This is a genomic window from Variovorax sp. KBW07, from assembly GCF_003852515.1.
Classification (GTDB): Bacteria; Pseudomonadota; Gammaproteobacteria; order Burkholderiales; family Burkholderiaceae_C; genus Variovorax.
The window spans coordinates 43,126-65,403 of the sequence record NZ_QAJK01000037.1 but is presented as its reverse complement, the minus strand read 5'-3'; the positions used below and the strand labels follow the sequence as shown (position 1 = coordinate 65,403).

General features: G+C 65.7%; 24 protein-coding genes. 9 read left to right on the top strand and 15 right to left on the bottom strand.

Features of this window, described 5'->3' with window-relative positions; translation table 11 throughout:
- Positions 1 to 13: 13 nt before the first annotated feature.
- The 4 genes from thrC to DBV14_RS08285 are packed head-to-tail and all read right to left on the bottom strand — an operon-like array spanning position 14 to position 5,102.
- Positions 14 to 1,429: a threonine synthase gene (thrC, locus tag DBV14_RS08300; protein WP_124458708.1), complete on the bottom strand. Its 1,416-nt coding sequence runs from the start codon at positions 1,427 to 1,429 to the stop codon at positions 14 to 16.
- 57 nt (positions 1,430 to 1,486) lie between these two features.
- Positions 1,487 to 2,809, bottom strand: coding sequence for a homoserine dehydrogenase (locus tag DBV14_RS08295; protein ID WP_124458707.1), 1,323 nt, complete (start codon positions 2,807 to 2,809; stop codon positions 1,487 to 1,489).
- 14 nt (positions 2,810 to 2,823) lie between these two features.
- Positions 2,824 to 3,873, bottom strand: a complete 1,050-nt coding sequence (locus tag DBV14_RS08290; RefSeq protein WP_124458706.1) for a DUF1176 domain-containing protein — start codon at positions 3,871 to 3,873, stop codon at positions 2,824 to 2,826.
- Positions 3,870 to 5,102 (bottom strand): pyridoxal phosphate-dependent aminotransferase, encoded by a 1,233-nt coding sequence (locus DBV14_RS08285; protein ID WP_124458705.1) that lies wholly within the window; start codon positions 5,100 to 5,102, stop codon positions 3,870 to 3,872. Before DBV14_RS08285 ends, DBV14_RS08290 begins: the two co-directional genes overlap by 4 nt.
- 145 nt (positions 5,103 to 5,247) lie before the next feature.
- Between DBV14_RS08285 and DBV14_RS08280 the strand changes: the two genes are divergently transcribed.
- The 8 genes from DBV14_RS08280 (at position 5,248) to DBV14_RS08245 (ending at position 10,936) form a co-directional block, all read left to right on the top strand.
- A complete protein-coding gene (locus tag DBV14_RS08280; protein ID WP_124458704.1) occupies positions 5,248 to 5,631 on the top strand; it encodes an Mth938-like domain-containing protein in 384 nt (127 codons plus the stop codon).
- Between the two features lie 144 nt (positions 5,632 to 5,775).
- Positions 5,776 to 6,252, top strand: a complete 477-nt coding sequence (locus DBV14_RS08275) for a peroxiredoxin (RefSeq protein WP_007830801.1) — start codon at positions 5,776 to 5,778, stop codon at positions 6,250 to 6,252.
- 212 nt (positions 6,253 to 6,464) lie between these two features.
- Positions 6,465 to 8,264 carry a PhoH family protein gene (locus tag DBV14_RS08270; protein ID WP_124458703.1) on the top strand — a complete coding sequence of 600 codons (1,800 nt, stop codon included), beginning with the start codon at positions 6,465 to 6,467 and terminating at the stop codon, positions 8,262 to 8,264.
- A gap of 146 nt (positions 8,265 to 8,410) precedes the next feature.
- Positions 8,411 to 8,782 (top strand): VOC family protein, encoded by a 372-nt coding sequence (locus DBV14_RS08265; RefSeq protein WP_124458702.1) that lies wholly within the window; start codon positions 8,411 to 8,413, stop codon positions 8,780 to 8,782.
- Positions 8,783 to 8,788: 6 nt separating this feature from the next.
- Positions 8,789 to 9,238, top strand: a complete 450-nt coding sequence (locus DBV14_RS08260; protein WP_124458701.1) for an EVE domain-containing protein — start codon at positions 8,789 to 8,791, stop codon at positions 9,236 to 9,238.
- Positions 9,239 to 9,309: 71 nt separating this feature from the next.
- Positions 9,310 to 9,759 carry a GyrI-like domain-containing protein gene (locus DBV14_RS08255; protein ID WP_124458700.1) on the top strand — a complete coding sequence of 150 codons (450 nt, stop codon included), beginning with the start codon at positions 9,310 to 9,312 and terminating at the stop codon, positions 9,757 to 9,759.
- On the top strand, positions 9,756 to 10,223 hold the full coding sequence (locus DBV14_RS08250) for an MGMT family protein (protein ID WP_124458699.1): 468 nt from the start codon (positions 9,756 to 9,758) through the stop codon (positions 10,221 to 10,223). The genes DBV14_RS08255 and DBV14_RS08250 overlap by 4 nt, the downstream gene beginning before the upstream one ends.
- Complete coding sequence (locus tag DBV14_RS08245) at positions 10,223 to 10,936, top strand: YafY family protein (protein WP_124458698.1); 714 nt, start codon at positions 10,223 to 10,225, stop codon at positions 10,934 to 10,936. The genes DBV14_RS08250 and DBV14_RS08245 overlap by 1 nt, the downstream gene beginning before the upstream one ends.
- 52 nt (positions 10,937 to 10,988) lie before the next feature.
- Here DBV14_RS08245 and dnaB read toward each other — a convergent pair whose 3' ends face one another.
- From dnaB to ppsA, 7 genes are all read right to left on the bottom strand, one after another.
- A complete protein-coding gene (gene dnaB / locus DBV14_RS08240; RefSeq protein WP_124458697.1) occupies positions 10,989 to 12,395 on the bottom strand; it encodes a replicative DNA helicase in 1,407 nt (468 codons plus the stop codon).
- Positions 12,396 to 12,573: 178 nt separating this feature from the next.
- Positions 12,574 to 13,026 carry a 50S ribosomal protein L9 gene (gene rplI / locus DBV14_RS08235; protein WP_124458696.1) on the bottom strand — a complete coding sequence of 151 codons (453 nt, stop codon included), beginning with the start codon at positions 13,024 to 13,026 and terminating at the stop codon, positions 12,574 to 12,576.
- Positions 13,027 to 13,038: 12 nt separating this feature from the next.
- Positions 13,039 to 13,320, bottom strand: coding sequence for a 30S ribosomal protein S18 (gene rpsR, locus DBV14_RS08230; RefSeq protein WP_007830781.1), 282 nt, complete (start codon positions 13,318 to 13,320; stop codon positions 13,039 to 13,041).
- A 21-nt stretch (positions 13,321 to 13,341) separates the two neighbouring features.
- Positions 13,342 to 13,656, bottom strand: a complete 315-nt coding sequence (gene priB / locus DBV14_RS08225) for a primosomal replication protein N (RefSeq protein ID WP_124458695.1) — start codon at positions 13,654 to 13,656, stop codon at positions 13,342 to 13,344.
- A 4-nt stretch (positions 13,657 to 13,660) separates the two neighbouring features.
- Positions 13,661 to 14,035 (bottom strand): 30S ribosomal protein S6, encoded by a 375-nt coding sequence (gene rpsF / locus DBV14_RS08220; protein WP_124458694.1) that lies wholly within the window; start codon positions 14,033 to 14,035, stop codon positions 13,661 to 13,663.
- A 115-nt stretch (positions 14,036 to 14,150) separates the two neighbouring features.
- Positions 14,151 to 14,645: a hypothetical protein gene (locus DBV14_RS08215; protein ID WP_124458693.1), complete on the bottom strand. Its 495-nt coding sequence runs from the start codon at positions 14,643 to 14,645 to the stop codon at positions 14,151 to 14,153.
- 239 nt (positions 14,646 to 14,884) lie between these two features.
- Positions 14,885 to 17,278, bottom strand: coding sequence for a phosphoenolpyruvate synthase (gene ppsA, locus DBV14_RS08210; RefSeq protein ID WP_124458692.1), 2,394 nt, complete (start codon positions 17,276 to 17,278; stop codon positions 14,885 to 14,887).
- Between the two features lie 189 nt (positions 17,279 to 17,467).
- Between ppsA and DBV14_RS08205 the strand changes: the two genes are divergently transcribed.
- A complete protein-coding gene (locus DBV14_RS08205; protein ID WP_093237002.1) occupies positions 17,468 to 18,289 on the top strand; it encodes a pyruvate, water dikinase regulatory protein in 822 nt (273 codons plus the stop codon).
- A 63-nt stretch (positions 18,290 to 18,352) separates the two neighbouring features.
- Here the strand turns inward: DBV14_RS08205 and DBV14_RS08200 are convergent, their stop codons facing one another.
- The 4 genes from DBV14_RS08200 to DBV14_RS08185 are packed head-to-tail and all read right to left on the bottom strand — an operon-like array spanning position 18,353 to position 22,246.
- On the bottom strand, positions 18,353 to 19,183 hold the full coding sequence (locus DBV14_RS08200) for a heme ABC transporter ATP-binding protein (RefSeq protein ID WP_260396875.1): 831 nt from the start codon (positions 19,181 to 19,183) through the stop codon (positions 18,353 to 18,355).
- Positions 19,180 to 20,217, bottom strand: a complete 1,038-nt coding sequence (locus tag DBV14_RS08195; RefSeq protein ID WP_124458691.1) for an iron ABC transporter permease — start codon at positions 20,215 to 20,217, stop codon at positions 19,180 to 19,182. Before DBV14_RS08195 ends, DBV14_RS08200 begins: the two co-directional genes overlap by 4 nt.
- Positions 20,214 to 21,113 (bottom strand): hemin ABC transporter substrate-binding protein, encoded by a 900-nt coding sequence (locus DBV14_RS08190; RefSeq protein ID WP_124458690.1) that lies wholly within the window; start codon positions 21,111 to 21,113, stop codon positions 20,214 to 20,216. The genes DBV14_RS08195 and DBV14_RS08190 overlap by 4 nt, the downstream gene beginning before the upstream one ends.
- Before the next feature lie 23 nt (positions 21,114 to 21,136).
- Positions 21,137 to 22,246 (bottom strand): hemin-degrading factor, encoded by a 1,110-nt coding sequence (locus DBV14_RS08185; RefSeq protein ID WP_124458689.1) that lies wholly within the window; start codon positions 22,244 to 22,246, stop codon positions 21,137 to 21,139.
- Between the last annotated feature and the right edge of the window lie 32 nt (positions 22,247 to 22,278).

The window sequence follows — 22,278 nt, the reverse complement described above, 5'->3', positions numbered from 1 at the left end:
GGCCCGGCCGGGTTCAGTCACAGTTCTGCGCGATGTAGGCCTTCACGGCTTCCGCATCGGCGGGGAGCTTGACCACGCGCTTGGGCAGCGCCTCGATGCCCTCGAACTTCTTCGGGCGCGCGGGCTCTTCGCCCAGCGCCTCGACCAGTGTTTCGGCGAACTTGATGGGCAATGCGGTTTCGAGCACCACCATCGGCACGCCCGGCACGAGGTGCTCGCGCGCGGCCTTCAGGCCGTCGGCCGTGTGCGGGTCGACCAGCGTGGCAAAGCGCTTTTCGGTGTCGCGGATGGTGGCCAGGCGGTCGGCGTGCGTGCTGCGGCTGCTCTTGAAGCCGAAGCGCTCGGCGGCCTGCTTGAACGCCGGGTTGCCGCTCAGGTCGAAGCGGCCCTGCGTGCCCAGGTCGTCAACGAACAGCTGGCGCAGCGTGGCGGCGTCGCGGCCCACCAGGTCGAACACGAAGCGCTCGAAATTGCTGGCCTTGCTGATGTCCATCGACGGGCTCGAGGTCTCGTGCGTGTCGGCGGCGGCGCGCACGCGGTAGATGCCGGTGCGGAAGAACTCGTCGAGCACGTCGTTCTCATTCGTGGCAACCACCAGCGTCTGGATCGGCAGGCCCATCATGCGCGCCACGTGGCCCGCGCAGACATTGCCGAAATTGCCCGAGGGCACGGTGAAGCTCACCGGCCTGTCGTTGCTGGCCGTGGCCTGGAAGTAGCCGGCGAAATAGTAGACGACCTGCGCCAGCAGGCGCGCCCAGTTGATCGAGTTGACCGTGCCGATGCGGTACTTGCGCTTGAAGCCCAGGTCGTTCGACACCGCCTTGACGATGTCCTGGCAGTCGTCGAACACGCCGGTGATGGCGATGTTGTGGATGTTCTCGTCCTGCAGGCTGAACATCTGCGCCTGCTGGAACGGGCTCATGCGGCCGTCGGGCGAGGTCATGAAGACGCGCACGCCCTTCTTGCCGCGCATGGCGTACTCGGCCGCGCTGCCGGTGTCACCGCTGGTGGCGCCCAGGATGTTGAGCTCGGCGCCGCGGCGGCCCAGCTCGTACTCGAACAGGTTGCCCAGCAGCTGCATCGCCATGTCCTTGAAGGCCAGCGTGGGGCCGTTGGACAGGGCTTCGAGGTACACGCCGTCTTCAAGCTCGCGCAGCGGCACGATCTCGTCGGTGCCGAACACTTCGGCGGTGTAGGTCTTGGCGCAGATCGCCTTCAGGTCGGCCGGCGGAATGTCGTCGATGTAGAGCGAGAGGATCTCGAAGGCCAGCTCGGCGTACGGCAGTTCGCGCCACTTCGCGAGCGTGGCGGTGTCGATCTTCGGGTACTGCTCGGGCAGGTAGAGGCCGCCATCGGGCGCGAGGCCTTCGAGGAGGATGTCGCAGAAGCGCTTGCGGTCGGGGTGGCCGCGGGTGCTCAGGTAGTTCACGGGAGGGTCCTGTTGTACCGGTTCAATGTCTTGCTTGCGCTGGCGTGATGCCGCCGCTCAGGACAGCTCTTCCTTGCGGATGCGCACGATGGGCTGCAGCACCGTGGGCAGTGCCTGCAACTCGGCCAGCACGTCGTTGACGGTGCCTTCGCGCGCGTCGTGCGTGAGGATGATCAGGTCGGTCTGCGTGGAGCCTTCGCCGCCCACTTCGTCGGCTTCGCGCTGCAGCACGGCGTCGATGCTGATGCCGGCGGTGGCCAGCAGGCCCGTCACCTTGGCCAGCACGCCGGCCTGGTCGGCCACGCGCAGGCGCAGGTAGTAGCTGGTGACGACCTCGGTCATGGGCAGCACCTTCAGGTCGCTCATGGCATCGGGGTGGAAGGCCAGGTGCGGCACGCGGTGCGCGGTGTCCGCCGTGTGCAGGCGCGTGATGTCGACCAGGTCGGCAATCACGGCGCTGGCGGTGGGCTCGCTGCCCGCGCCCTTGCCGTAGTACAGCGTGGTGCCGACGGCATCGCCGTGCACCACCACGGCGTTCATGGCGCCTTCGACATTGGCCAGCAGGCGCTTGGACGGCACCAGCGACGGGTGCACGCGCAGCTCGATGCCCTTGGCCGTGCGCTTGGTGATGCCCAGCAGCTTGATGCGGTAGCCCAGCTGCTCGGCGTACTTGATGTCTTGCGCCGCCAGCTTGGTGATGCCCTCGATGTGCGCCTTGTCGAACTGCACCGGAATGCCGAAGGCAATGGCGCTCATCAGCGTGACCTTGTGGCCGGCGTCGACGCCTTCGATGTCGAAGGTGGGGTCGGCTTCGGCGTAGCCCAGGCGTTGCGCTTCCTTGAGCACGGTGCCGAAGTCCAGGCCCTTGTCGCGCATCTCGGACAGGATGAAATTGGTGGTGCCGTTGATGATGCCGGCCAGCCACTGGATGCTGTTGGCCGTGAGGCCTTCGCGCAGTGCCTTGATGATCGGGATGCCGCCGGCCACCGCCGCTTCGAAGGCGACCATCACGCCCTTGGCATGCGCGGCCGCGAAGATTTCGGTGCCATGCACCGCGAGCAGCGCCTTGTTGGCCGTGACCACGTGCTTGCCGGCCGCGATGGCCTCGAGCACCAGCTGCTTGGCAATGCCGTAGCCGCCAATGAGCTCGATGACGATGTCGATGTCGGGGTTGGCAATGACTTCGCGTGCGTCGGCCACCACCTTCACGCCCTCGCCCGCGACTTCACGGGCGCGGGCGGTGTCGAGGTCGGCCACCATGGTGATCTCGATGCCACGGCCGGCGCGGCGCTTGATTTCTTCTTGGTTGCGCTGGAGCACCTTGAAGGTGCCGCTGCCGACAGTGCCTGCGCCGAGCAGGCCGACTTGGATGGATTTCATTGGAAGATTCGCGTTCATGGTTTGGATGGGGTGGCGGCCGGCGCAGTCACGACGACGCGGCTGACGTAGCGAGGCAAGTCCCAGGCACCGCCGGCAAAGCCACGGCACATGCCGTCGCCCGTCGCACCGGTGCGCACGAAGTCCTTGCCGTTGAAGTTCCAGGTCTCGGTCGACCAGCAGTCGCCGATGCCTCGGCCCTTCATGGAAGAGGTGACGCTGGCGTCCTTCTCGTCGAACTCGCCGCTCGCCTCGAGCGACACAGGCGCATAGGGCGGCTTGTCGTTGGCGGTCCAGAGCAGCGTGGTGTAGTTGTAGGCACCTACGCCGCAACCCAGCGCCAAGAGCACCTTGCGGTCGTTCAGGCGGTGAACCTCCATCGACTTGGCGTTGACCTGGTCCTGGTTGTTGCACCGCTCGAGCGCGTCTTTCAGGTCGAGCGACGGAAAGATGCGCGCAGCCAGCGCGTCGTCCCCAGGCCGCGCCGTCGGAGGCTTGGCCACATTGACGACGGGCATGGGCACCGGCGGCAGCACGGAAGATTCGGGCTTTGCGCCCTTGCGCACCAGCGCACCCGGTGTGCCGACGCGGCCTTGCGCTTCGTCCATTTTCAGCAGTACGGCGTTGAGGCCGGCGAGCGACAGCGTCCACTTCTTGCCGCCGTTGGCCGTGACTGTGGCGTCGTCGCCCTTGAGCAGCTCGGGCAGCACGGCGCGGATCTGGCCCTCGTCGAGGCTGGCGGTTCCCGCGTCGAGGCCGGACAGGGCAGCCTTGCCGACCTTGAAGCGCAGCGGCCCCTTGACACCGTCGTCATTGCCGATCTGCAGCTGGATGTCGAGGGCCGTGCTCGGCCCGGCCACGCGGGTGATCAGCATCGACACCTGCTGGTTCTCTCCGCTGTCCGCCTGGTAGCCAGCGGCGCGGCAAGTGCGCGTGTTGTCGCAGACCAGTTCCCAGTCGTTGTGGGAGAACGCCACCGGCGCCTTGCCGGCAGCGCCGGCTGTACCGGCTGTACCGGCGGAAAGCGCGGCCAGCGACAGCAGCGCGGCGATGCTGGCGGATTTCATGACCTCGTCTTGCTGCGCAGGCGGTACTGCTCCAGGAACTTGGCGATGCGGTTGATGGCTTCGCGCAGGTCGTCTTCGTGGGGCAGGAACACGATGCGGAAATGGTCTGGCGTGGCCCAGTTGAAGCCGGTGCCCTGCACCAACATCACGCGGGTTTCCTTCAGCAGCTCGAGGAAGAACTGGCGGTCGTCCGCAATCGGGTAGACCTCGGGGTCGAGCTTGGGGAACATGTAGAGCGCGGCGCTGGGCTTGACGCAGCTCACGCCCGGGATGGCGGTGATGAGTTCGTAGGCCAGGTCGCGCTGGCGGCGCAGGCGCCCGCCCTCGCACACGAGGTCGTTGATGCTCTGGTAGCCGCCGAGCGCCGTCTGGATGGCCCACTGGCCCGGCACGTTGGCGCACAGGCGCATGTTCGAGAGCATGTTCAGGCCCTCGATGTAGTCCTGCGCACTGCGCTTGTCGCCCGACACCACGAGCCAGCCGGCGCGGTAGCCGCACGAGCGGTAGCTCTTGGAGAGCGAATTGAAGGTCAGCGTGAGCACGTCGCTCGACAGGCTGGCAATGGCGGTGTGCTTGACACCGTCGTACAGCACCTTGTCGTAGACCTCGTCGGCGAAGATCACCAGGCCGTGCTCGCGAGCGATGGCCACGATGCTCTTGAGCAGGTCGTCGGAATACAGCGCGCCAGTGGGGTTGTTCGGGTTGATGACCACGATGCCCTTGGTGCGCGGCGTGATCTTGGCGCGGATGTCGTCCAGGTTGGGCATCCAGCCATTGGCTTCGTCGCACAGGTAGTGCACGGGGGTGCCGCCCGAGAGGCTGGTGGAGGCGGTCCACAGGGGGTAGTCGGGGGCGGGCAGCAGCAGCTCGTCGCCGTCGTTGAGCAGCGCGTTGGTCGACATGGCGATCAGCTCGCTGGCGCCGTTGCCCAGGTAGATGTCGTCCAGGGTGACGCCCTGGATGCCCTGCTTCTGGGTCTCGTGCATCACGGCCTTGCGCGCGGCAAAAACACCCTTGCTGTCCGAATAGCCCGCCGAAGTGGGCAGGTTGCGGATCATGTCCTGCTGGATCTCTTCGGGTGCATCGAAGCCGAACACCGCCAGGTTGCCGATGTTGAGCTTGATGATCTTCTGGCCGTCCTCTTCCATCTGCTTGGCGGCGTCCATGATGGGACCGCGGATGTCATAGAGAACGTTGGCCAGCTTGGCCGATTTCTTGAGCTGCTTCAAAAAGCCCTCCCGGGCGCGGAGTTGGTGGTTTGCTTGCTCGAAGTCACGGGTCCATGGGCCCTGTCCAAGGAAACAGGGAAAGGCCCTTGCGAGCCCCGTGGCACTAGGGAAAACCTATAATTTGACCACAGTTCCCAGTGCACCGATGAAGCTCCAGCCCGACAAATCCGACGCCCAGTCCCTCACCGCACACGGCCCCGGCTGGGTGGCCATCAACAACGAAAAAGTCGAGGGCAGCGTGGTGGTCGGCTCGCGCGGCGAGCGCTTCGAATGGAACTGCGCCCGCTTCGAAGACATCGGTCCGGAGCACTTCGCCCAACTGGCATCGCTGGGCGCGGAACTGATCATTTTCGGCAGCGGAAATCGCATCCGTTTCCCCCAGCCCGCATGGCTCCAGCCCCTGATGGCCAAGCGCTGCGGGGTCGAGACCATGGACACTCCGGCGGCCTGCCGGACCTACAACATCCTGGCCGGCGAAGGCAGGCACGTGATTGCCGCCCTGCTGGTCGAGAGCCCGGCGGCTGGCTGATGAAGGTGTTTTCGGGGTAAAATACTGGGTTGCGAACAGGCCAGCTACCCAAGTTAGCAACGACCAATCCTCCATTCGTCGAGCAAGCCCCGAAAAAGGCTGAGAGGGCTCGGAGAACGGAATCTAACGGAGAAAACAAGTTTCATGGCGATCGTTGTCAACAAACCCATTCCTGAATTCGACGCCAACGCCACGGGCGGCCTCAAGGTCTCGAATACCTCGCATCTCGGCCACGTGCTGGTCATGTATTTTTACCCGAAAGATAACACTCCGGGCTGCACAACCGAAGCGATGCAATTCCGTGATCGCTACAAGGACTTCGAAAAAGCCGGTGCCACCGTGTTCGGCGTGTCCCGCGACAACATGAAGTCGCACGACGAATTCAAGGCCAAGCTCGAGCTGCCCTTCGAACTCATCGCCGACACGGAAGAAAAAATGTGCCACATGTTCGGCGTGGTCAAGAACAAGATCATGTATGGCAAGAAGGTCAAGGGCATCGAGCGCAGCACCTTCCTGATTGGCGCCGACGGCATCCTGAAGGCCGAATGGCGCGGGCTCAAGGTTCCGGGCCACGTCGACGACGTGCTCAAGGCGGTCAAGGCGCTCAAGAAGGCGGCCTGATAGCCACACTGGCCGCCGGGTCTGCGCTTTTGCGCCGTTGCGTGGGGAATGCCCAACGCAGCGGGTCAACGAGCAGCCGGCGTGTCATCCGCGGTGTGCATAATGGCTTCATGCCGTTGAGCTCCACGACCGCATCCCCCGAACAAAGCCGCCTAGGTCTTCAGGCGGCTTTTTCGTTTTCTGGTTCCCACTTCCTGCGAGCGATCTGACACATGCCATTGCCTCCCGCCCCCACGAAACGCGCTGCATTGCTCTCGCCGGACGCGCTTGACGCGCCTGCCCGTTCTTCGCACAGGGGTTCGCGTCGCTCCGGCGACCAGCGGGCCGACGAAGCCGCCGAGCGCAGCCCGCAGCCACTGGAATTGTTCGACAGCCTCGGCACCGAAGGCGCCGGCGGCAGCGATACCGCCCGCCCGACGCGACGGGCCCGCTCGAAACCCGCGCCCAAGCCTGTGGTGAGCGCGCCGCAGCCGCAAGCCATGGTGCAGGTCGAGACGAAGGTCCAGCAACCTGCCGCCGCCGTGGTTGCCCCCGCACCCGTGGCGGCTCCCGCCCCGGCGCCGCAGGCACCCGCCGCGCGCCCCAAGCGCAAGTCCAACGGTCCGGCCAAGCTGTTCGTGCTCGACACCAACGTGCTGCTGCACGACCCGATGTGCCTGTTCCGCTTCGAAGAGCACGACATCTTCCTGCCGATGATCGTGCTGGAAGAACTCGACGGCCACAAGAAGGGCACCACCGAAGTCGCGCGCAACGGCCGCCAGACCAGCCGCACGCTCGACGCGCTGGCCGCCCCGCAAGGCGCCGACATCGCCAAGGGCCTGAAGCTCGACACCACTGGCCACCGCGAAGCCGGCGGCAAGCTGTTCTTCCAGACCGCGCCGCTCGACTACTCGTTGCCGCTGAGCCTGCCGCAAGGCAAGGCCGACAACCAGATCCTCGGCGTGGTGCAGGCGCTGCGCGACCAGTACGCGAAAGACCAGCCCGGCCACCCCAAGCAGGAAGTGGTGTTGGTGTCGAAAGACATCAACATGCGCGTCAAGGCGCGTGCACTGGGCCTGGCCGCCGACGACTACCAGAACGACAAGACGCTGGAAGACGGCGACCTGCTCTACGCAGGCTCGCTGGCGCTGCCCCCGGACTTCTGGACCCGCCAGAGCAAGACGGTCGAAAGCTGGCAGAGCGGCAGCAACACGTTCTACCGCATCAGCGGCCCGATCGTGCCCAACCTCTACATCAACCAGTTCGTCTACTTCGAGGCGCCGGGCGAGCCGAGCATGTACGCGCGCGTGACCGAAATCCGCGACAAGACCGCGGTGCTCAAGACGCTCAAGGACTACAGCTCGGGCAAGAACGCGGTGTGGGGCGTGAACACGCGCAACCGCGAGCAGAACTTCGCGATGAACCTGCTGATGGACCCGGACATCGACTTCGTCACGCTGACCGGCACCGCCGGCACCGGCAAGACCCTGATGGCGCTGGCCTCGGGCCTCACGCAGGTGCTCGACGACCGCCGCTACACCGAGATCATCATGACCCGCGCGACCGTGAGCGTGGGCGAAGACATCGGCTTCCTGCCCGGCACCGAAGAAGAAAAGATGGGCCCCTGGATGGGTGCGCTCGACGACAACCTCGAGTTCCTGGCCAAGGGCGACGGCGGTGGTGCCGGCGAATGGGGCCGCGCGGCCACCAACGAGCTGATCCGCAGCCGCATCAAGGTCAAGAGCATGAACTTCATGCGCGGCCGCACTTTCCTGAACAAGTACGTGATCATCGACGAGGCGCAGAACCTCACGCCCAAGCAGATGAAGACGCTGATCACGCGCGCGGGTCCGGGCACCAAGATCATCTGCATGGGCAACCTTGCGCAGATCGACACGCCGTACCTCACGGAAGGCTCCTCGGGCCTGACCTTCGCGGTCGACAAGTTCAAGGGCTGGCCGCACGGCGGGCACATCACCCTGGCGCGCGGCGAGCGCTCGCGCCTGGCCGACTTCGCGAGCGACGTGCTTTAACCCGCCTCCCGTCGAGAAGCCCGCGCATGCCCCACAAGGGCGGCGCGGGCTTTTTTTCGTCCGTCATGACAGGCTCCTGACAAGACGTTGTCAGGAGCCCCCTCGCACCATCGGGGCTCCTTTCAACGACACAGAAGAGCCCCAAAATGCAAACCGCCATCACCTGGTTCGAAATCCCGGTCACCGACATGGACCGCGCCCAGACCTTCTACGAAACCGTTCTTGCCCGCAAGCTGCGCCGCGAAGACTTCGGCCCGGAAACGCTGGCCGTGTTCCCCTATGACGAGCCCGCCACGGGCGGCGCGCTGAAGGCCGGCGCGAACACCAGCGCACGCGCCGGCAGCGGCATCTGCATCTATCTCGACTGCATGCCCAGCATCGATGCCGCGCTTGCAAGGGTCGAGGCGGCCGGCGGACACATCGTGGCACCCAAGTCCGCGTTGCCGCCGGGCATGGGCTTCATCGCCCACTTGCGCGACACCGAAGGCAACGAAGTCGGCCTGCACTCGCTGGACTGATCCGCCATGGCACAACGCAACTGGATCGCCGTGGCAAGCGCCGAGCACGCGCGGCGCGGACGCGACCACCGGCCGCTCGGCTTCATGCAGACGGGCCACGGCAAGCATGCGCCGCTCAAGCGGGTTGCCGCGGGCGACCGGGTTGTCTACTATGCGCCGGCCACGGTGTTCGGCGGCACCGACAGGCTCCAGAGCTTCGTGTCGATCGGCATCGTGCAACCGGGCGAGCCCTACGAATTCGACATGGGCAACGGCTTTGTTCCGTGGCGCCGCGACGTGGCCTACGCCAAAGCGCACGAGGCACCGATTGCCCCGTTGATCGAGCGCCTGGCCTTCATCGAGAACCCGAAGCAATGGGGCTACAAGTTCCGCTTCGGGCTGTTCGACATCACCGACGACGACGCGGCGTTGATCGCCCGGGCCATGAAGGCCGACCTGAAAACGCTCGCTCTTTGAGCGGCCCCTCATCCCACCCATCCACCCATCCATCCCGTCATCGCAATACAACATCGCAGGAGAAGAAAACAATGGAACCCATTCGCCAACACCAGGACGCCTTTCGCGTCGCGGGCCCCACGGTCCGTACCACCAACCGCGAAGAAACCACGCCCGCCACAGCCCGCCTCGGCAGGCTGTGGGGCAGCTTCTTCGACGAAAAAATGGCCGGGCTGATGCCTCGCCGCACCAGCGACACGCGCATCTTCGGCGTGTACTCGGCCTACGAATCGGACGCACACGGCGCCTTCGACGTGACGGCGGGCCTTGCCGTCGCGGAGGGCGACGACACCGTGGCCATCGAGGCCGGCAACTACCTCGTGTTCACCGGCCAGGGCGAAATGCCGCAGATGGTCATCGCCACCTGGCAGCGCATCTGGCAGTATTTCGAGGCGCACCCGGAAATCGTGCGCAGCTACCGCAGCGATTTCGAGGCCTATGAAGGCCCCGACAAGGTGGCGATCTACATCGGAGTTGCATGAGCCCACGAAAGAGCTGGCACGACCGGCTCGCAAGCTACCCTCACCTGCCGAACATCAAGGAGATCCCCACCGCCATGCGCGCCCGCCATGGCGAGGGGACCATCGCCACGCCGTCGCCGCAAGAAGTGGAGGCAGCGATGCGCAGCATTCCGGAAGGCCGGCTCGCAACGGTCATGGGCATCGGCGAAGACATCGCGGCGCGTCACGGCGCAACCATCGGCTGCACCGTGACCACGGCGATCTTTGCGCACATGGTCGCGCACGCGGCCGAAGAAGCCGCCTTGCCCAAAAGCAAGACGCCCTACTGGCGCACGCTCAAGATCGGCGGCGAGCTCAATGCCAAGTACCCCGGCGGCATCGAGGCGCAGATGTCGAAGCTGGAAGCCGAAGGCCACACGGTCGTGCAGCGCGGCAAGCGCTACTTCGTCGAAGACTTCGCCAAGAAGCTCACCGGAACGCACTGATGCGCCGCGCCGACCGCCTGTTCCAGCTCGTGCAGCTCATCCGTGGGCGCAGGCTCACCACGGCCGCCTTCCTGGCGCAGCGCCTCGAAGTGTCCGAGCGCACGGTGTACCGCGACGTGGCCGACCTGCAGCACCAGGGCGTGCCCATCGAGGGCGAGGCCGGCATGGGCTACAGGCTGGGCGTGGGCTTCGAATTGCCGCCGCTCATGTTCACGCAGGACGAAGCCTCGGCGCTGGTGGCCGCGGCGCGGCTCGCGCAAAGCTGGGTCGACCCCGCACTTGCGCGCGACATCGAAACCGGGCTGGGCAAGATCCTGTCGGTGCTGCCGCCGGCCGCGCGTGTGTCGGCCGAGGCACTGGCGCTGTATGCGCCCGCGCTGGGCCTGCACGATGCGCTGCGCGCACGGCTGCAGACCCTACGGGAAGCGGTGCAGTCGCGCAACAAGCTGCGCCTGGACTACCGGGATGTGTCGGGCGACGCCAGCGTGCGCACGGTGCGGCCGCTGGGCTGCTTCTACTGGGGCAAGGTCTGGACGCTGTCGACCTGGTGCGAACTGCGCAACGACTTTCGCGGCTTTCGCCTCGACCGCATGGACGCCATCGAGCTGCTGCCCGAGCGCTTTCGCGATGAGCCCGGTAAGACGCTGGCCGACATGCTGCGGCAGGTGGAGACCCAGGCAGCCCACGGCAAGATCGAGCCTTTGAAGAAGTAGCCCGCCTTCGCGACCACGCACGCGCCTGGGTGACGGCGCCTTTCTCTGCCTGTCAGTACTGTTCGTTGTGGCTGTAGCTGGCCAGGTTCTCGAACTTGGTGATCGGCTTCAGGAACGCCAGCTTCACGGTGCCCGTAGGGCCGTTACGGTGCTTGCTGATGATCACCTCGGCCACGCCCGGCTCCTTGCTGTTCTTGTCGTAGTAGTCGTCGCGGTAGATGAACATGATGATGTCCGCGTCCTGCTCGATGGCGCCGGATTCGCGCAAGTCACTCATCATGGGACGCTTGTCGGTCCGGCTTTCCACGCCGCGGCTGAGCTGCGACAGCGCGATCACCGGGCACTTGAGTTCCTTGGCCAGCATCTTCAGGCCGCGCGAGATTTCGCCCACGGCCGTGGCCCGGTTCTCGTCGCCCGAGCTGCTGGTCGACATGAGCTGCAGGTAGTCGACGACGATCAGGCCGAGGCGCCCGTACTGGCGTGCGAGCCGGCGCGCATTGGCGCGCAGTTCGCTGGTCGACAGGCCCGGCGTTTCGTCGATGTGCAGCGACACAGTGCGCAGCTTTTCGATGGCTTCGGTCAGGCGCGGCCACTCTTCGTCGCTGAGCTTGCCGGTGCGCAAGTGGCCCTGATCGATGCGGCCGATGGAGCCCACGATACGCACCGCCAGCTGCGAGGCACCCATTTCCATCGAGAACACCGCCACCGGCAACCCCTCTTCGAGCGCCACGTGCTCGGCGATGTTGATCGCGAGCGAGGTCTTGCCCATCGATGGGCGCGCGGCCAGCACGATCATGTCGCCCGGCTGCAGGCCCGAGGTCATCTTGTCGAAATCGTGGAAGCCGGTGCGAATGCCCGTGATGTCGTTCGGGTTCTCGGCCATCTCGGTCACGCGGTCGAGCAGCTCGACCACCAGGGCATCCATGCTCTGGAAGCCCTGCTTCATCCGCGTGCCTTCTTCGCCGATGTTGAAGATCTTCTGCTCGGCCTCGTCCAGGATCTTGTCGACCTGCTTGCCCTGCGGGTTGAAGGCCTGCGTCGCGATCTCGTCGGCGGCGGACACCAGCTTTCGCAGGATGGAGCGCTCGCGCACGATCTCGGCGTAGCGCCGGATGTTGCTCGCGCTCGGTACGTACTGCGCCAGCGAATTCAGGTAGACCAGCCCACCGATCTCGTCGGCCTTGCCGAGGTTCTGCAACTGCTCGTAGACCGTGATCACGTCGGCCGGCTTGGTGGCGTTGATCAGCCCACCGATGGCCGCGTAGATCAGCTTGTGTTCGTGGCGATAGAAGTCGCCGTCGACCAGCAGGTCGCCCATGCGGTCCCACGCGCCGTTGTCGAGCAGCAGGCCACCGAGCACACTCGATTCGGCCTCGATGGAGTGAGGCGGAATGCGCAGTTGGGCGATCTGGCGGTCGGCCGACGAATTACCGTCGGGATAGGAGAAAACGGCGGACATGGACTTCCCTTGCAACCCTGCATGCTAAGCCGCGCACGGCGCTGCGCGTGTGGACAAGGTTGTGAATAAACGGTGATCTTCCAGTGCAATACCACCGGAGAACTTCAACCTCGGTCGCGGAAAAACAAAAGCCGCCCGGAGGCGGCTTTTTCGACAGCGCACGAGGCGCTGTTCGGGATCAGGCGGTTTCGCCGTAGACCGTGACGGTGATGTCGACCACCACGTCGGTGTGCAGCGCAACGCTCACGGTGCTGTCGCCGACGACCTTGATCGGGCCGTTGGGCAGGCGCACTTGCGACTTGACAACCTTGTAGCCTTGCTTGCCCAGTTCTTCGGCGATGTCGCCGTTGGTGACCGAACCGAACAGGCGGCCATCGACGCCAGCCTTTTGCGTGAGCTTGACGGTCGTGCCGCCGAGCTTTTCGCCCTGGGCTTGCATGTCGGCCAGCTTGGCGGCCGCAGCCTTTTCGAGTTCGACGCGCTTGGCTTCGAATTCGGCCTTGTTGGCAGCCGTGGCGCGGCGGGCGCGGCCCGTCGGGATCAGGAAGTTGCGTGCGTAGCCGTCCTTGACCTTGACGATATCGCCCAGGCCGCCGACGTTCAGAACCTTGTCCAGAAGAATGATTTGCATGGTCTCGGCTCCTTAGACGCGGTGCTGGTCGCTGTACGGCACCATGGCCAGGAAGCGAGCGCGCTTGATCGCGGTGTTCAGCTGGCGTTGGTAGATCGCGCGCGTGCCGGTCAGGCGTGCGGGGATGATCTTGCCGTTTTCGCTGATGAAGTCACGCAGCGTGTCGATGTCCTTGTAGTCGATTTCTTCGACGCCAGCGACGGTGAAACGGCAGAAGCGCTTGCGCTTGAACAGCAGCGACTGGGTGTTGCGCTTCGGGCGCTTGTCTTTGTTGAATTTCTTGAACGTGGCCATTTGGGGACCTCTTGTCGAAAATTAATCTTGCTGAAAATCCTGGATGTGCAGGACCGGATGCTTGCCGTTGCCCGGTGTCGCGAGAAATCCCTGAAAACGCCAGAGACTTCCCATCGACTGCGTTGCGAGCCGTTCGGCGATGGCGCCGAAGGCAACGGCCTTGAGGGCCGTCTTCACCTGCCTGGCTTTTCCTGCCTCGAGAAGCGTCGACTCATGGTCGAGCTTCAGATCGATGGCGGGCAAGCCGGCTGGCGTGAATCGCAGGGCTCCGAGTTCGGCGACAGAGGCGGTCAGCAAAAGCTGGTTGACCCCGGTTGCCGCAGCGGCAGCAGTCACGCCATCAGTTGTTGTTGGCGGCGTATTCGGCCTGCTGGGCCTTGCGAGCCTCTTCGCGCTCGACCGTCTTCATCATCGACGAAGGACCGGTGTCGGCCTTCTTCTTCTGAACGGTCAGGTGGCGCAGCACGGCGTCGTTGAACTTGAACGCGTGTTCGAGTTCGCCCATCACGGTTTGCTCAGCTTCGATGTTGACGCACAGGTAGTGGGCCTTGTTGAGCTTGTTGATCTGGTATGCCAGCTGACGGCGGCCCCAGTCTTCAACGCGGTGGATCTTGCCGCCGCCGGCCGTGATCAGGCCCTTGTAGCGCTCCAGCATTGCCGGAACTTGTTCGCTCTGATCCGGGTGGATCAGCAAAATGATTTCGTAGTGACGCATGGCACTCCTTGTGGATTCTTCCGTAGAAGAGGAAAAGCCACCTGCAGCGTCGGGCGCAGTGTGGCAAGGCAAAGCCGGCGATTATAGTCTTGAAATTCGCAACCTGGCAAATCGCTCAGTCGTTCAGGGCCTTGTCGAGGGCCGCGGCCTTCTCGGCGCCGACCGCGGCGCGGATCTTGGGAGCCAGCGCCACCAGGTCGTCGTAGCTGGTCGTGCCCTCGACCTGGAGATTGAGCCGGAACCCCATCAGGCCCAGGCTGCCGGTCAGTTGGGTCGCGATGGGATAGGCGTCTTTGTACCGTTGCTGCTTGCTTCGGCCGGAAGACGGCGGCACCGGGGGTGGCGCCGCAGCCTGCGCGGCAGGCCTGGAAGGCTCGGCGGGCGCCTCGCCCACCATCAGCGACGCTGTTTTGCCGCCCACCGGCTCCAGCACGCCCAGCGCGACCATCTGGTCGATGTCTTCACGCGCGATGCCCATGCCGGCGGCGAGCACGTCGTCGACCGAGCGCTTGCCGTCGAAAAGGATGAATGCGGAGCGCTGGCGCGGCGACAGCGGCACCGAGCGGTCCTTCAGGGCCTGGTGCCCCGCTTCTGTCTTGACAAGAATCATGGTGGTCTCCCCGCGAGGTGCTGGCAAGTCGCCGCGACGACCGAGGCCGCCCCAGGCAAGCTGCCGGGATGCGCCGCCCTGTGAATGTCACAAGTCTGACACCAGAAACACACTTTGATTCAATGACAGGAAGCTGACACGGGGAATCCCCCGATGGGGATTTCCGCAGTCTGTCGCACGGCGGGCACAGGGAGCGCCCGCCGCCGGGCGATCAATCGATCTGCTGCAATCAGCAGCAATCAGCGATTTGCCAGCTGCTGCCAGGTGTCGATCACGCTGTCGGGGTTCAGCGAGATCGATTCGATCCCCTCTTCCGCCAGCCAGAGCGCGAAGTCCGGGTGGTCGCTGGGGCCCTGGCCGCAGATACCGACGTACTTGCCCTGCGCCTTGCAGGCCTTGATGGCACGGCTCAGCAAGGCCTTGACGGCCGGGTCGCGCTCGTCGAAGTCGGCGGCCAACAGCTCGAGGCCGGAGTCGCGGTCCAGGCCCAGGGTGAGCTGGGTCAGGTCGTTCGAGCCGATCGAGAAGCCGTCGAAGAACTGCAGGAACTCGTCGGCCAGGATGGCGTTGCTCGGCACTTCGCACATCATGATCAGCTTGAGCTCGTTCTCGCCGCGCTTCAAGCCGTGCTCACCCAGCAGCGTGGTCACGCGCTCGGCCTGGCCCAGGGTGCGCACGAAGGGCACCATGATCTGCACGTTGGTCAGGCCCATGTCGTTGCGCACGCGCTTCAGGGCTTCGCATTCCATTGCAAAGGCCTCGCCGAAGTCGGCGCTCAGGTAACGCGCGGCACCACGGAAGCCGAGCATCGGGTTTTCTTCTTCCGGCTCGTAGCGGCTACCGCCGATCAGCTTGCGGTACTCGTTCGACTTGAAGTCCGACAAGCGAACGATCACAGGCTTGGGCCAGAAGGCCGCGCCGATGGTGGCAATGCCTTCGGCCACCTTGTCGACGTAGAAGGCGCGCGGCGACGCATGGCCGCGGGCCACCGACTCGACGGCCTTCTTCAGGTCGTTGTCGACGTTCGGGTAGTCGAGGATCGCCTTCGGGTGCACGCCGATGTTGTTGTTGATGATGAATTCGAGGCGCGCCAGGCCCACGCCGTGGTTCGGCAGTTGCGCGAAGTCGAAGGCGAGCTGCGGGTTGCCCACGTTCATCATGATCTTCAGGTCGATCTCGGGCATCACGCCGCGCTGCACTTCGGTCACTTCGGTTTCGAGCAGGCCGTCGTAGATGAAGCCGGTGTCGCCCTCTGCGCAGCTCACGGTGACCAGCGTGCCTTCTTTCAGCAGATCGGTCGCGTCGCCGCAGCCGACCACGGCCGGAATGCCGAGTTCACGCGCGATGATGGCCGCGTGGCAGGTGCGCCCGCCGCGGTTGGTGACGATGGCGGCGGCGCGCTTCATCACCGGTTCCCAGTTGGGGTCGGTCATGTCGGTGACGAGCACGTCGCCGGCCTGCACCTTGTCCATTTCGCTGATGTTGTGCACCAGGCGCACGGGGCCGGTGCCGATCTTCTGGCCAATGGCACGGCCTTCGGCGAGCACTGCGCCCTTGCCCAGCAGCTTGTAGCGCTGCTCGGCCTTGCCCTGCTGCTGGCTCTTCACGGTTTCAGGGCGTGCCTGCAGGATGTAGAGGTGGCCGTCGGTGCCGTCCTTGCCCCACTCGATGTCCATCGCGCGGCCATAGTGCTCTTCGATGACCAGCGCGTACTTGGCCAGTTGCTCGACGTCGGCGTCGCTCAGTGAGTAGCGGTTGCGCTGCTCGGCCTTGACGTCGGTGGTCTTCACCAGCTTGCCGCTGGCCTTTTTCTCTTCGGGCGTCGCGAACTCCATCTGGATCAGCTTGGAGCCCAGGTTTCGGCGGATCACGGCGCGCTTGCCGGCGCGCAGCGTCGGCTTGTGCACGTAGAACTCGTCGGGATTCACCGCGCCCTGCACCACCGTTTCGCCCAGACCGTAGCTGGAGGTGATGAACACCACGTCTTCGAAGCCCGATTCGGTATCGATGGTGAACATGACGCCAGCGGCGCCGAGGTCGGAGCGCACCATGCGCTGCACGCCGGCCGACAGAGCGACCACGTCGTGCTCGAAGCCCTTGTGCACGCGGTAGCTGATGGCGCGGTCGTTGTAGAGGGAGGCGAACACCTCCTTCATCTTGTGCAGCACGTCGTCGATGCCGACCACGTTCAGGAAGGTTTCCTGCTGGCCCGCGAACGAAGCGTCGGGCAGGTCTTCGGCGGTGGCCGAGGAACGCACGGCGAACGAGGCGGCCGGGTTGCCGGCGCTCAGCTTGGCGTAGGCCTCGCCGATGGCCTTCTGCAGGTCGGCCGGGAAAGGCTGGGCCTCGACCATGGCGCGAATCTCGGCGCCGGCCACGGCCAGCGCGCGCACGTCTTCGGTGTCCAGCGCGGCGAGCCGCTTGCTGATCTTGTCGGCCAGGCCGTCGTGGGCCAGGAACTGGCGGAATGCATGCGCCGTGGTCGCAAAACCGGTCGGTACGCGCACGCCCTGCGGCAGCTGCGAGATCATTTCGCCGAGGCTGGCGTTTTTTCCGCCAACCGCCTCGACGTCGGTCATTCTCAGGTTTTCAAACGGTACGACCAGGGCGGTCGCGTCGAAAAGTGCAGACATGGGGAAGCTCCAGAAGTTGAAACCGGCGCTGCATGCAGACGGCGCGGCACGATCGTTGTCGTTGCTTTGGGTGCGGTCGCGGTGTGCATGGAAAGAATTGGGCTGGGAAAGCGGATTCCCGATAATGGCCCGGATTGTAGGCGTGGCAAGGTCGCGCGCGCCGCAGGACAAGGCCGCAAGAGCAACACCATGCATACACGCACTGTTTTCTTCATTTCCGACGGCACCGGCATCACTGCCGAGACTTTCGGCAACGCCGTGCTCGCCCAGTTCGAGATGAAGCCCCGCCACGTGCGGCTGCCTTTCACCGACACCGTCGACAAGGCGCACCAGGCGGTGCGGCACATCAACCACACCGCCGAACTGGAGGGCGTGCGCCCCATCGTCTTCACCACGCTGGCCAACATGGACGTGCTGGAAGTGATCGAAACCGGCTGCAAGGGCATGCTGCTCGACATGTTCGGCACCTTCGTGCGCCCGCTCGAAATAGAGCTGGCCGTGAAGTCGAACCACCGCATCGGCCGTTTCAGCGATGTCAGCAAGAGCAAGGAATACAACGCCCGCATCGCCGCCATCGACTTCAGCCTGGCGCACGACGATGGCCAGAGCAACCGCGACCTGCAGGGCGCCGACGTGATCCTGGTGGGCGTGAGCCGAAGCGGCAAGACGCCCACGTCGCTCTACCTGGCGATGCAGCACGGGCTGAAAGCGGCCAACTACCCGCTGATTCCCGAAGACTTCGACCGCCGCCAGCTGCCACCGGCCCTGCTGCCGCACCGCAAGAAGATCTTCGGCCTGACGATCCAGCCCGAGCGGCTCAGCGAGATCCGTAACGAGCGCCGGCCCGATTCGCGCTACGCCAGCCTCGAAAACTGTCGCCACGAGGTGAGCGAAGCCGAAGCGATGATGCGGCGCGCCGGCATCCGCTGGCTGTCGACCACCACCAAGTCGATCGAGGAAATCGCGACGACGATCCTGCAGGAACTGCGGCCCGAGCGGCTGACGTACTGATTTTTGCTATCTTTTGAATAGCGCCCGGCGACCATCTGATGGCCGCGAGGCGCTATTTCTTATTCAGCCGAACAGGTACTGCACGGTGCCGTCGGCGCTCGTCACGGGCTGGCAGGGCGTTCCCCAGACCGATTCGATCAGGGCCGGCTCCAGCACTTCGGCCGCCGCGCCCTGCCACACCCCGCCCGACGCACCGGCCAGCACCACCACCTCGTCGGCATAGCGCCGCGCCAGGTTCAGGTCGTGCAGCACGGCCACCACGCCCACGCCGCGCTGTGCCCAGGCACGCAGCAGGCGCATCGCCGAATGCTGGTGCGCCAGGTCCAGTGCCGCGGTCGGTTCGTCGAGCAGCAGCCAGCGGGTGGCGCCGTCGGGGCGCGCGTGCCACAGCTGGGCCAGCGCCCGCGCCATGTGGACTCGGGACTTTTCCCCGCCCGACAGCGTGTTGAGCACGCGCGACGCCAGCGCCGACACGTCGGTCAGCGCCATCGCCTCGGCAATGACCGCGTCTTCGTCGTGCCCCGGCGCCTTGCGGTGCGGGTAGCGCCCCAGCGCGACGATCTCTTGCGCGGTGAAATCGAAGGCGACCGCGCTTTCCTGCGGCATCAGCGCCCGGCGCAACGCCAGCGCCGGCATGCCGTGGTCCGCGAGCGCGCGGCCGTCGAGCGTCACCTTGCCTCGCGTCGGCACGCGTTGGCCGGCCAGCACCGACAGCAGCGTCGACTTGCCAGCCCCATTGGGGCCGAGGATGGCAGTCACTCGGCCCGGCGCCAGGCTGACCGAAGCGTCCGCCAGCAGTGTCTTCGCTCCGATCCGTACTTCGACACCGTCGCAACGCAGCGCCATCGGGTCGCGTTGCAGGGTCGCCGTGGTGGCCGTGGTCTCCGTCGTCATATGCGCCCCTTGAAGTGCCGCAGCATCAACAGGAACATAGGCACGCCGATGAACGCGGTGAGCACGCCCAGCGGCAGTTCGGCCGGTGCCATGACGGTGCGCGCCACGGTGTCGGCCGCGAGCACCAGTGCCGCGCCCAACAAGGCCGAAGCCGGCAGCACCACACGATGGTCCGGCCCGGCCATCATGCGCACCCAGTGCGGCGCGATCAGCCCGATGAAACCGATGATCCCGGTCGTGGCCGTTACCGCCCCCACGGCCACCGCCGTGACGACGATGGCGCGCCGCTTGGTGCGCTCCACGTCGACGCCGAGCAGCGCCGCCTGCGCCTCGCCGAGTGCGATGGCATTCAGCGGCGCCGCGAGCGACCGTGCCGCCACGCAAGACAGCAGCACCGCCACGCCGACCAGCAGCACGGCGCTCCAGCGCGCCCCGCCCAGGCTGCCGAGCAGCCAGAACTGCAGGCTGCGCAGTTGCTCGTCGGTCGCCATCACGCTCAGGAAGCCCAGCCCCGCGCCCGCCAATGCATTGACGGCGATGCCCGCGAGCAGCATCAACGCCATGCGCGTGCCGCCTTCGCTGCGCGAGAGGCCGTAGATCAGCAAGGTGACGGACAAGCCTCCGCCGAAGGCCATGAGCACCAGCGTCCAGCTGCCCAGCGTGCGGGGCAGCACCGGCCAGAGCCATGCGCCAAGCACGATCGTGACGCCCGCCGCCAACGCAGCCCCGCTGCTGATGCCCACCAACCCGGGGTCGGCCAGTGGATTGCGAAACAGCCCCTGCATCAGCGTGCCCGCCATGCCGAGCCCCGCACCCGCCGCCACGCCGAGCACGAGGCGCGGCAGGCGGATGTTGAGAAACACCAGGTGCTCGGGCGACTTGTCGGCCCCGCCCTGCCCCAGCGAAGTGAGCACGTTCCAGAGTTGCGAAAGACTGATGGCGTAGGCGCCGGACACCGCCCCCACCACGAAGGCCGCAACGAGCAGCAGCGCGCTGCCGCCCAGCACGGCCCGTGCCGTGAACCTCTGGCTCATGCCACGGCAGCCAGGAACTTGTCGTGCAGATCGGAGATGGACGCCGGCGTGCGCGGGCCGAAGCCCAGCAGCAGCAAGGCGTCTTGCGTGATCAACGCGCGCTTCTTGTAGGCCGGCGTGAGCACCAGTTCGGGCCGCTGCCAGAACTTGTCGACGCCACCATGGGCCTCGATGCTCTGCGTGCTGGTGAGGATGATGTCGGGCGCGGCACTGGCCATGGCTTCGGCCGTCATGGGCCGGTAACCCTGGAAGCCGCCCAGCGCATTCACGCCGCCGGCAAAGCCGATCACCGAATGCGCGGCGGTCTTCTCGCCGGAGACCTGCGGGCTCGCGCTGTGCGACAGCACGAACAGCACCTTCGGCTTGCGCCCCTTGGCGGCGCCCACGCGCTGTTGCACGGTGGCCCATTCGACATCGAGCCTGGCCTGCAGTTCGCGCGCCTGCGCCTCCTTGGCGGCGGCGCGGCCCACGGCCTGCACCTTGCGCTGCACCTCGCTCCAGCTGTGGTCGGCCTCGATGATCTCGACCTTGACGCCCGCGCTGCGGACCTGGTCGAGCACCACCGGCGGGCCCGATTCGTTGGTGGCAATGATGGCGTCGGGCTTCAGCGAGAGCAGGCCCTCGGCCGACAGTTGCCGCATGTAGCCGACCTTGGGCGTGCCGCGTGCCGCCGCCGGATACAGGCTGGTGGTGTCGGTGCCCACGAGTTGCCCTTCGGCGCCGAGCAGGTAGACGATCTCGGTGATCGCGCCACTCACGGTCACGAGCCTGGGCAGGCGCGACGGTGCTTGCGCGAATGCGGGCAGCACGGCGGCGCCCAGCGACGAAGCTGAGAGCAGGCGCAGCACGGTCCGGCGGCGCGGCGCCAAGGTGCCGATTCGTTCGAAGTCGTTCATGGAGGTTATGGAGGTCACGGAATTCAGGCCTGCTGCGTTGTCTGCTGCGTGGTTCCCAGGCGCGCCAGACCGCGCACGATGTGGCGCCACTCTTCGCGCTCGGGTACGCCGGGCTTGCGCGCGCCGAAGAACATGGCCATGAGCTCGCCCTGGCCATCGAAGGCTTCGACCGAGGTCACGACACCGTCGCTGGTCGGCTTTTCGACGATCCACACGCTGGCGATGCGGTCTTCGCGCAGATGCAGGTTGAACCCCGGATCGAGCACATTGAGCCAGCGGATCGGCGGCGCGTTTTCGTCGGCGCCGCGCATTTCCATCGGCTCGATGCGCGTCACGGGGCCGCTGTGAATCTGGATGCAGCCGGGGCTGCCGACGAACACCATGATCGGCGTGCCGTCGAAAGCGGCTTCATTCAGCAGGTCGCGAATGGCGCTCAGAGCGGCGCGCTGCGTGAACTCGCCTTCGGTCAGGCGAAAGCTCTGCTGGCGCTCGACGTCGAACTTGTTCAGCAGGCCGAAGAATTCGTGCGTGTCCTGCATGCCGCGCCAGGCCTCGGCCAGCCCCACGGCATCGATGACACCGTCGTCGCGCGGCGCGGCCTTGGCTTCGGCCGGCACGAACACCACCGGTTCGTCAGCGGCGGTGTAGGTGTCGATGACCGACTGCAGCGCATCACGGTCCGTCGCATCGCGTGCAAAGATCTTGTGAACCGCCATGCCGCTCGCGTCGAAGAACTGCAGGCTCAGCGACGGCGGCACGCCGTGGTTGGCCGCCGCTTCGCTCACGGCAAAACCCGCGTGCCAGCGGCTGAAGAAAAGCCGCAGGTCGATGGCCTCGCCGAGTGCGAGCCCCATCTTGTCGCTGCCCGACACCTTCTCGTAGACACCGGTCTTTTCATGCACCGTGGTCTCGTTGCGCGTCAGCGCCAGCACGGGGCCGCAGAGTTCGAGCGCCTGCAGCAGTTCGACCCACGGCCCCTTCAGGCGCGTGGCGCGCAGGCCCTTGTCGTGCGTGCCGGTGTGCGCGGCAATGGCGGCGCCTTCGGGCAGGCCCATGGCCGCGGCGGCGTCCTTGTGGCGCATGCCCTTGGCACGCAGGGCTACAAAACGATCGCGTGTTTCTTCAGCGTTCATCGGGTTTTCCTTTTTTGGGGTGAAGTCTTCTC

Excerpts from the sequence above, each read along its gene's own strand:
- DBV14_RS08295 (WP_124458707.1), bottom strand. The coding sequence starts at position 2,809 with ATGAAATCCATCCAAGTCGGCCTGCTCGGCGCAGGCACTGTCGGCAGC.
- DBV14_RS08290 (WP_124458706.1), bottom strand. The coding sequence starts at position 3,873 with ATGAAATCCGCCAGCATCGCCGCGCTGCTGTCGCTGGCCGCGCTTTCC.
- DBV14_RS08280 (WP_124458704.1), top strand. The coding sequence starts at position 5,248 with ATGAAGCTCCAGCCCGACAAATCCGACGCCCAGTCCCTCACCGCACAC.
- DBV14_RS08275 (WP_007830801.1), top strand. The coding sequence starts at position 5,776 with ATGGCGATCGTTGTCAACAAACCCATTCCTGAATTCGACGCCAACGCC.
- DBV14_RS08270 (WP_124458703.1), top strand. The coding sequence starts at position 6,465 with ATGCCATTGCCTCCCGCCCCCACGAAACGCGCTGCATTGCTCTCGCCG.
- DBV14_RS08265 (WP_124458702.1), top strand. The coding sequence starts at position 8,411 with ATGCAAACCGCCATCACCTGGTTCGAAATCCCGGTCACCGACATGGAC.
- DBV14_RS08260 (WP_124458701.1), top strand. The coding sequence starts at position 8,789 with ATGGCACAACGCAACTGGATCGCCGTGGCAAGCGCCGAGCACGCGCGG.
- DBV14_RS08255 (WP_124458700.1), top strand. The coding sequence starts at position 9,310 with ATGGAACCCATTCGCCAACACCAGGACGCCTTTCGCGTCGCGGGCCCC.
- DBV14_RS08250 (WP_124458699.1), top strand. The coding sequence starts at position 9,756 with ATGAGCCCACGAAAGAGCTGGCACGACCGGCTCGCAAGCTACCCTCAC.
- DBV14_RS08245 (WP_124458698.1), top strand. The coding sequence starts at position 10,223 with ATGCGCCGCGCCGACCGCCTGTTCCAGCTCGTGCAGCTCATCCGTGGG.
- dnaB (WP_124458697.1), bottom strand. The coding sequence starts at position 12,395 with ATGTCCGCCGTTTTCTCCTATCCCGACGGTAATTCGTCGGCCGACCGC.
- rplI (WP_124458696.1), bottom strand. The coding sequence starts at position 13,026 with ATGCAAATCATTCTTCTGGACAAGGTTCTGAACGTCGGCGGCCTGGGC.
- rpsR (WP_007830781.1), bottom strand. The coding sequence starts at position 13,320 with ATGGCCACGTTCAAGAAATTCAACAAAGACAAGCGCCCGAAGCGCAAC.
- rpsF (WP_124458694.1), bottom strand. The coding sequence starts at position 14,035 with ATGCGTCACTACGAAATCATTTTGCTGATCCACCCGGATCAGAGCGAA.
- DBV14_RS08215 (WP_124458693.1), bottom strand. The coding sequence starts at position 14,645 with ATGATTCTTGTCAAGACAGAAGCGGGGCACCAGGCCCTGAAGGACCGC.
- ppsA (WP_124458692.1), bottom strand. The coding sequence starts at position 17,278 with ATGTCTGCACTTTTCGACGCGACCGCCCTGGTCGTACCGTTTGAAAAC.
- DBV14_RS08205 (WP_093237002.1), top strand. The coding sequence starts at position 17,468 with ATGCATACACGCACTGTTTTCTTCATTTCCGACGGCACCGGCATCACT.
- DBV14_RS08200 (WP_260396875.1), bottom strand. The coding sequence starts at position 19,183 with ATGACGACGGAGACCACGGCCACCACGGCGACCCTGCAACGCGACCCG.
- DBV14_RS08195 (WP_124458691.1), bottom strand. The coding sequence starts at position 20,217 with ATGAGCCAGAGGTTCACGGCACGGGCCGTGCTGGGCGGCAGCGCGCTG.
- DBV14_RS08190 (WP_124458690.1), bottom strand. The coding sequence starts at position 21,113 with ATGAACGACTTCGAACGAATCGGCACCTTGGCGCCGCGCCGCCGGACC.
- DBV14_RS08185 (WP_124458689.1), bottom strand. The coding sequence starts at position 22,246 with ATGAACGCTGAAGAAACACGCGATCGTTTTGTAGCCCTGCGTGCCAAG.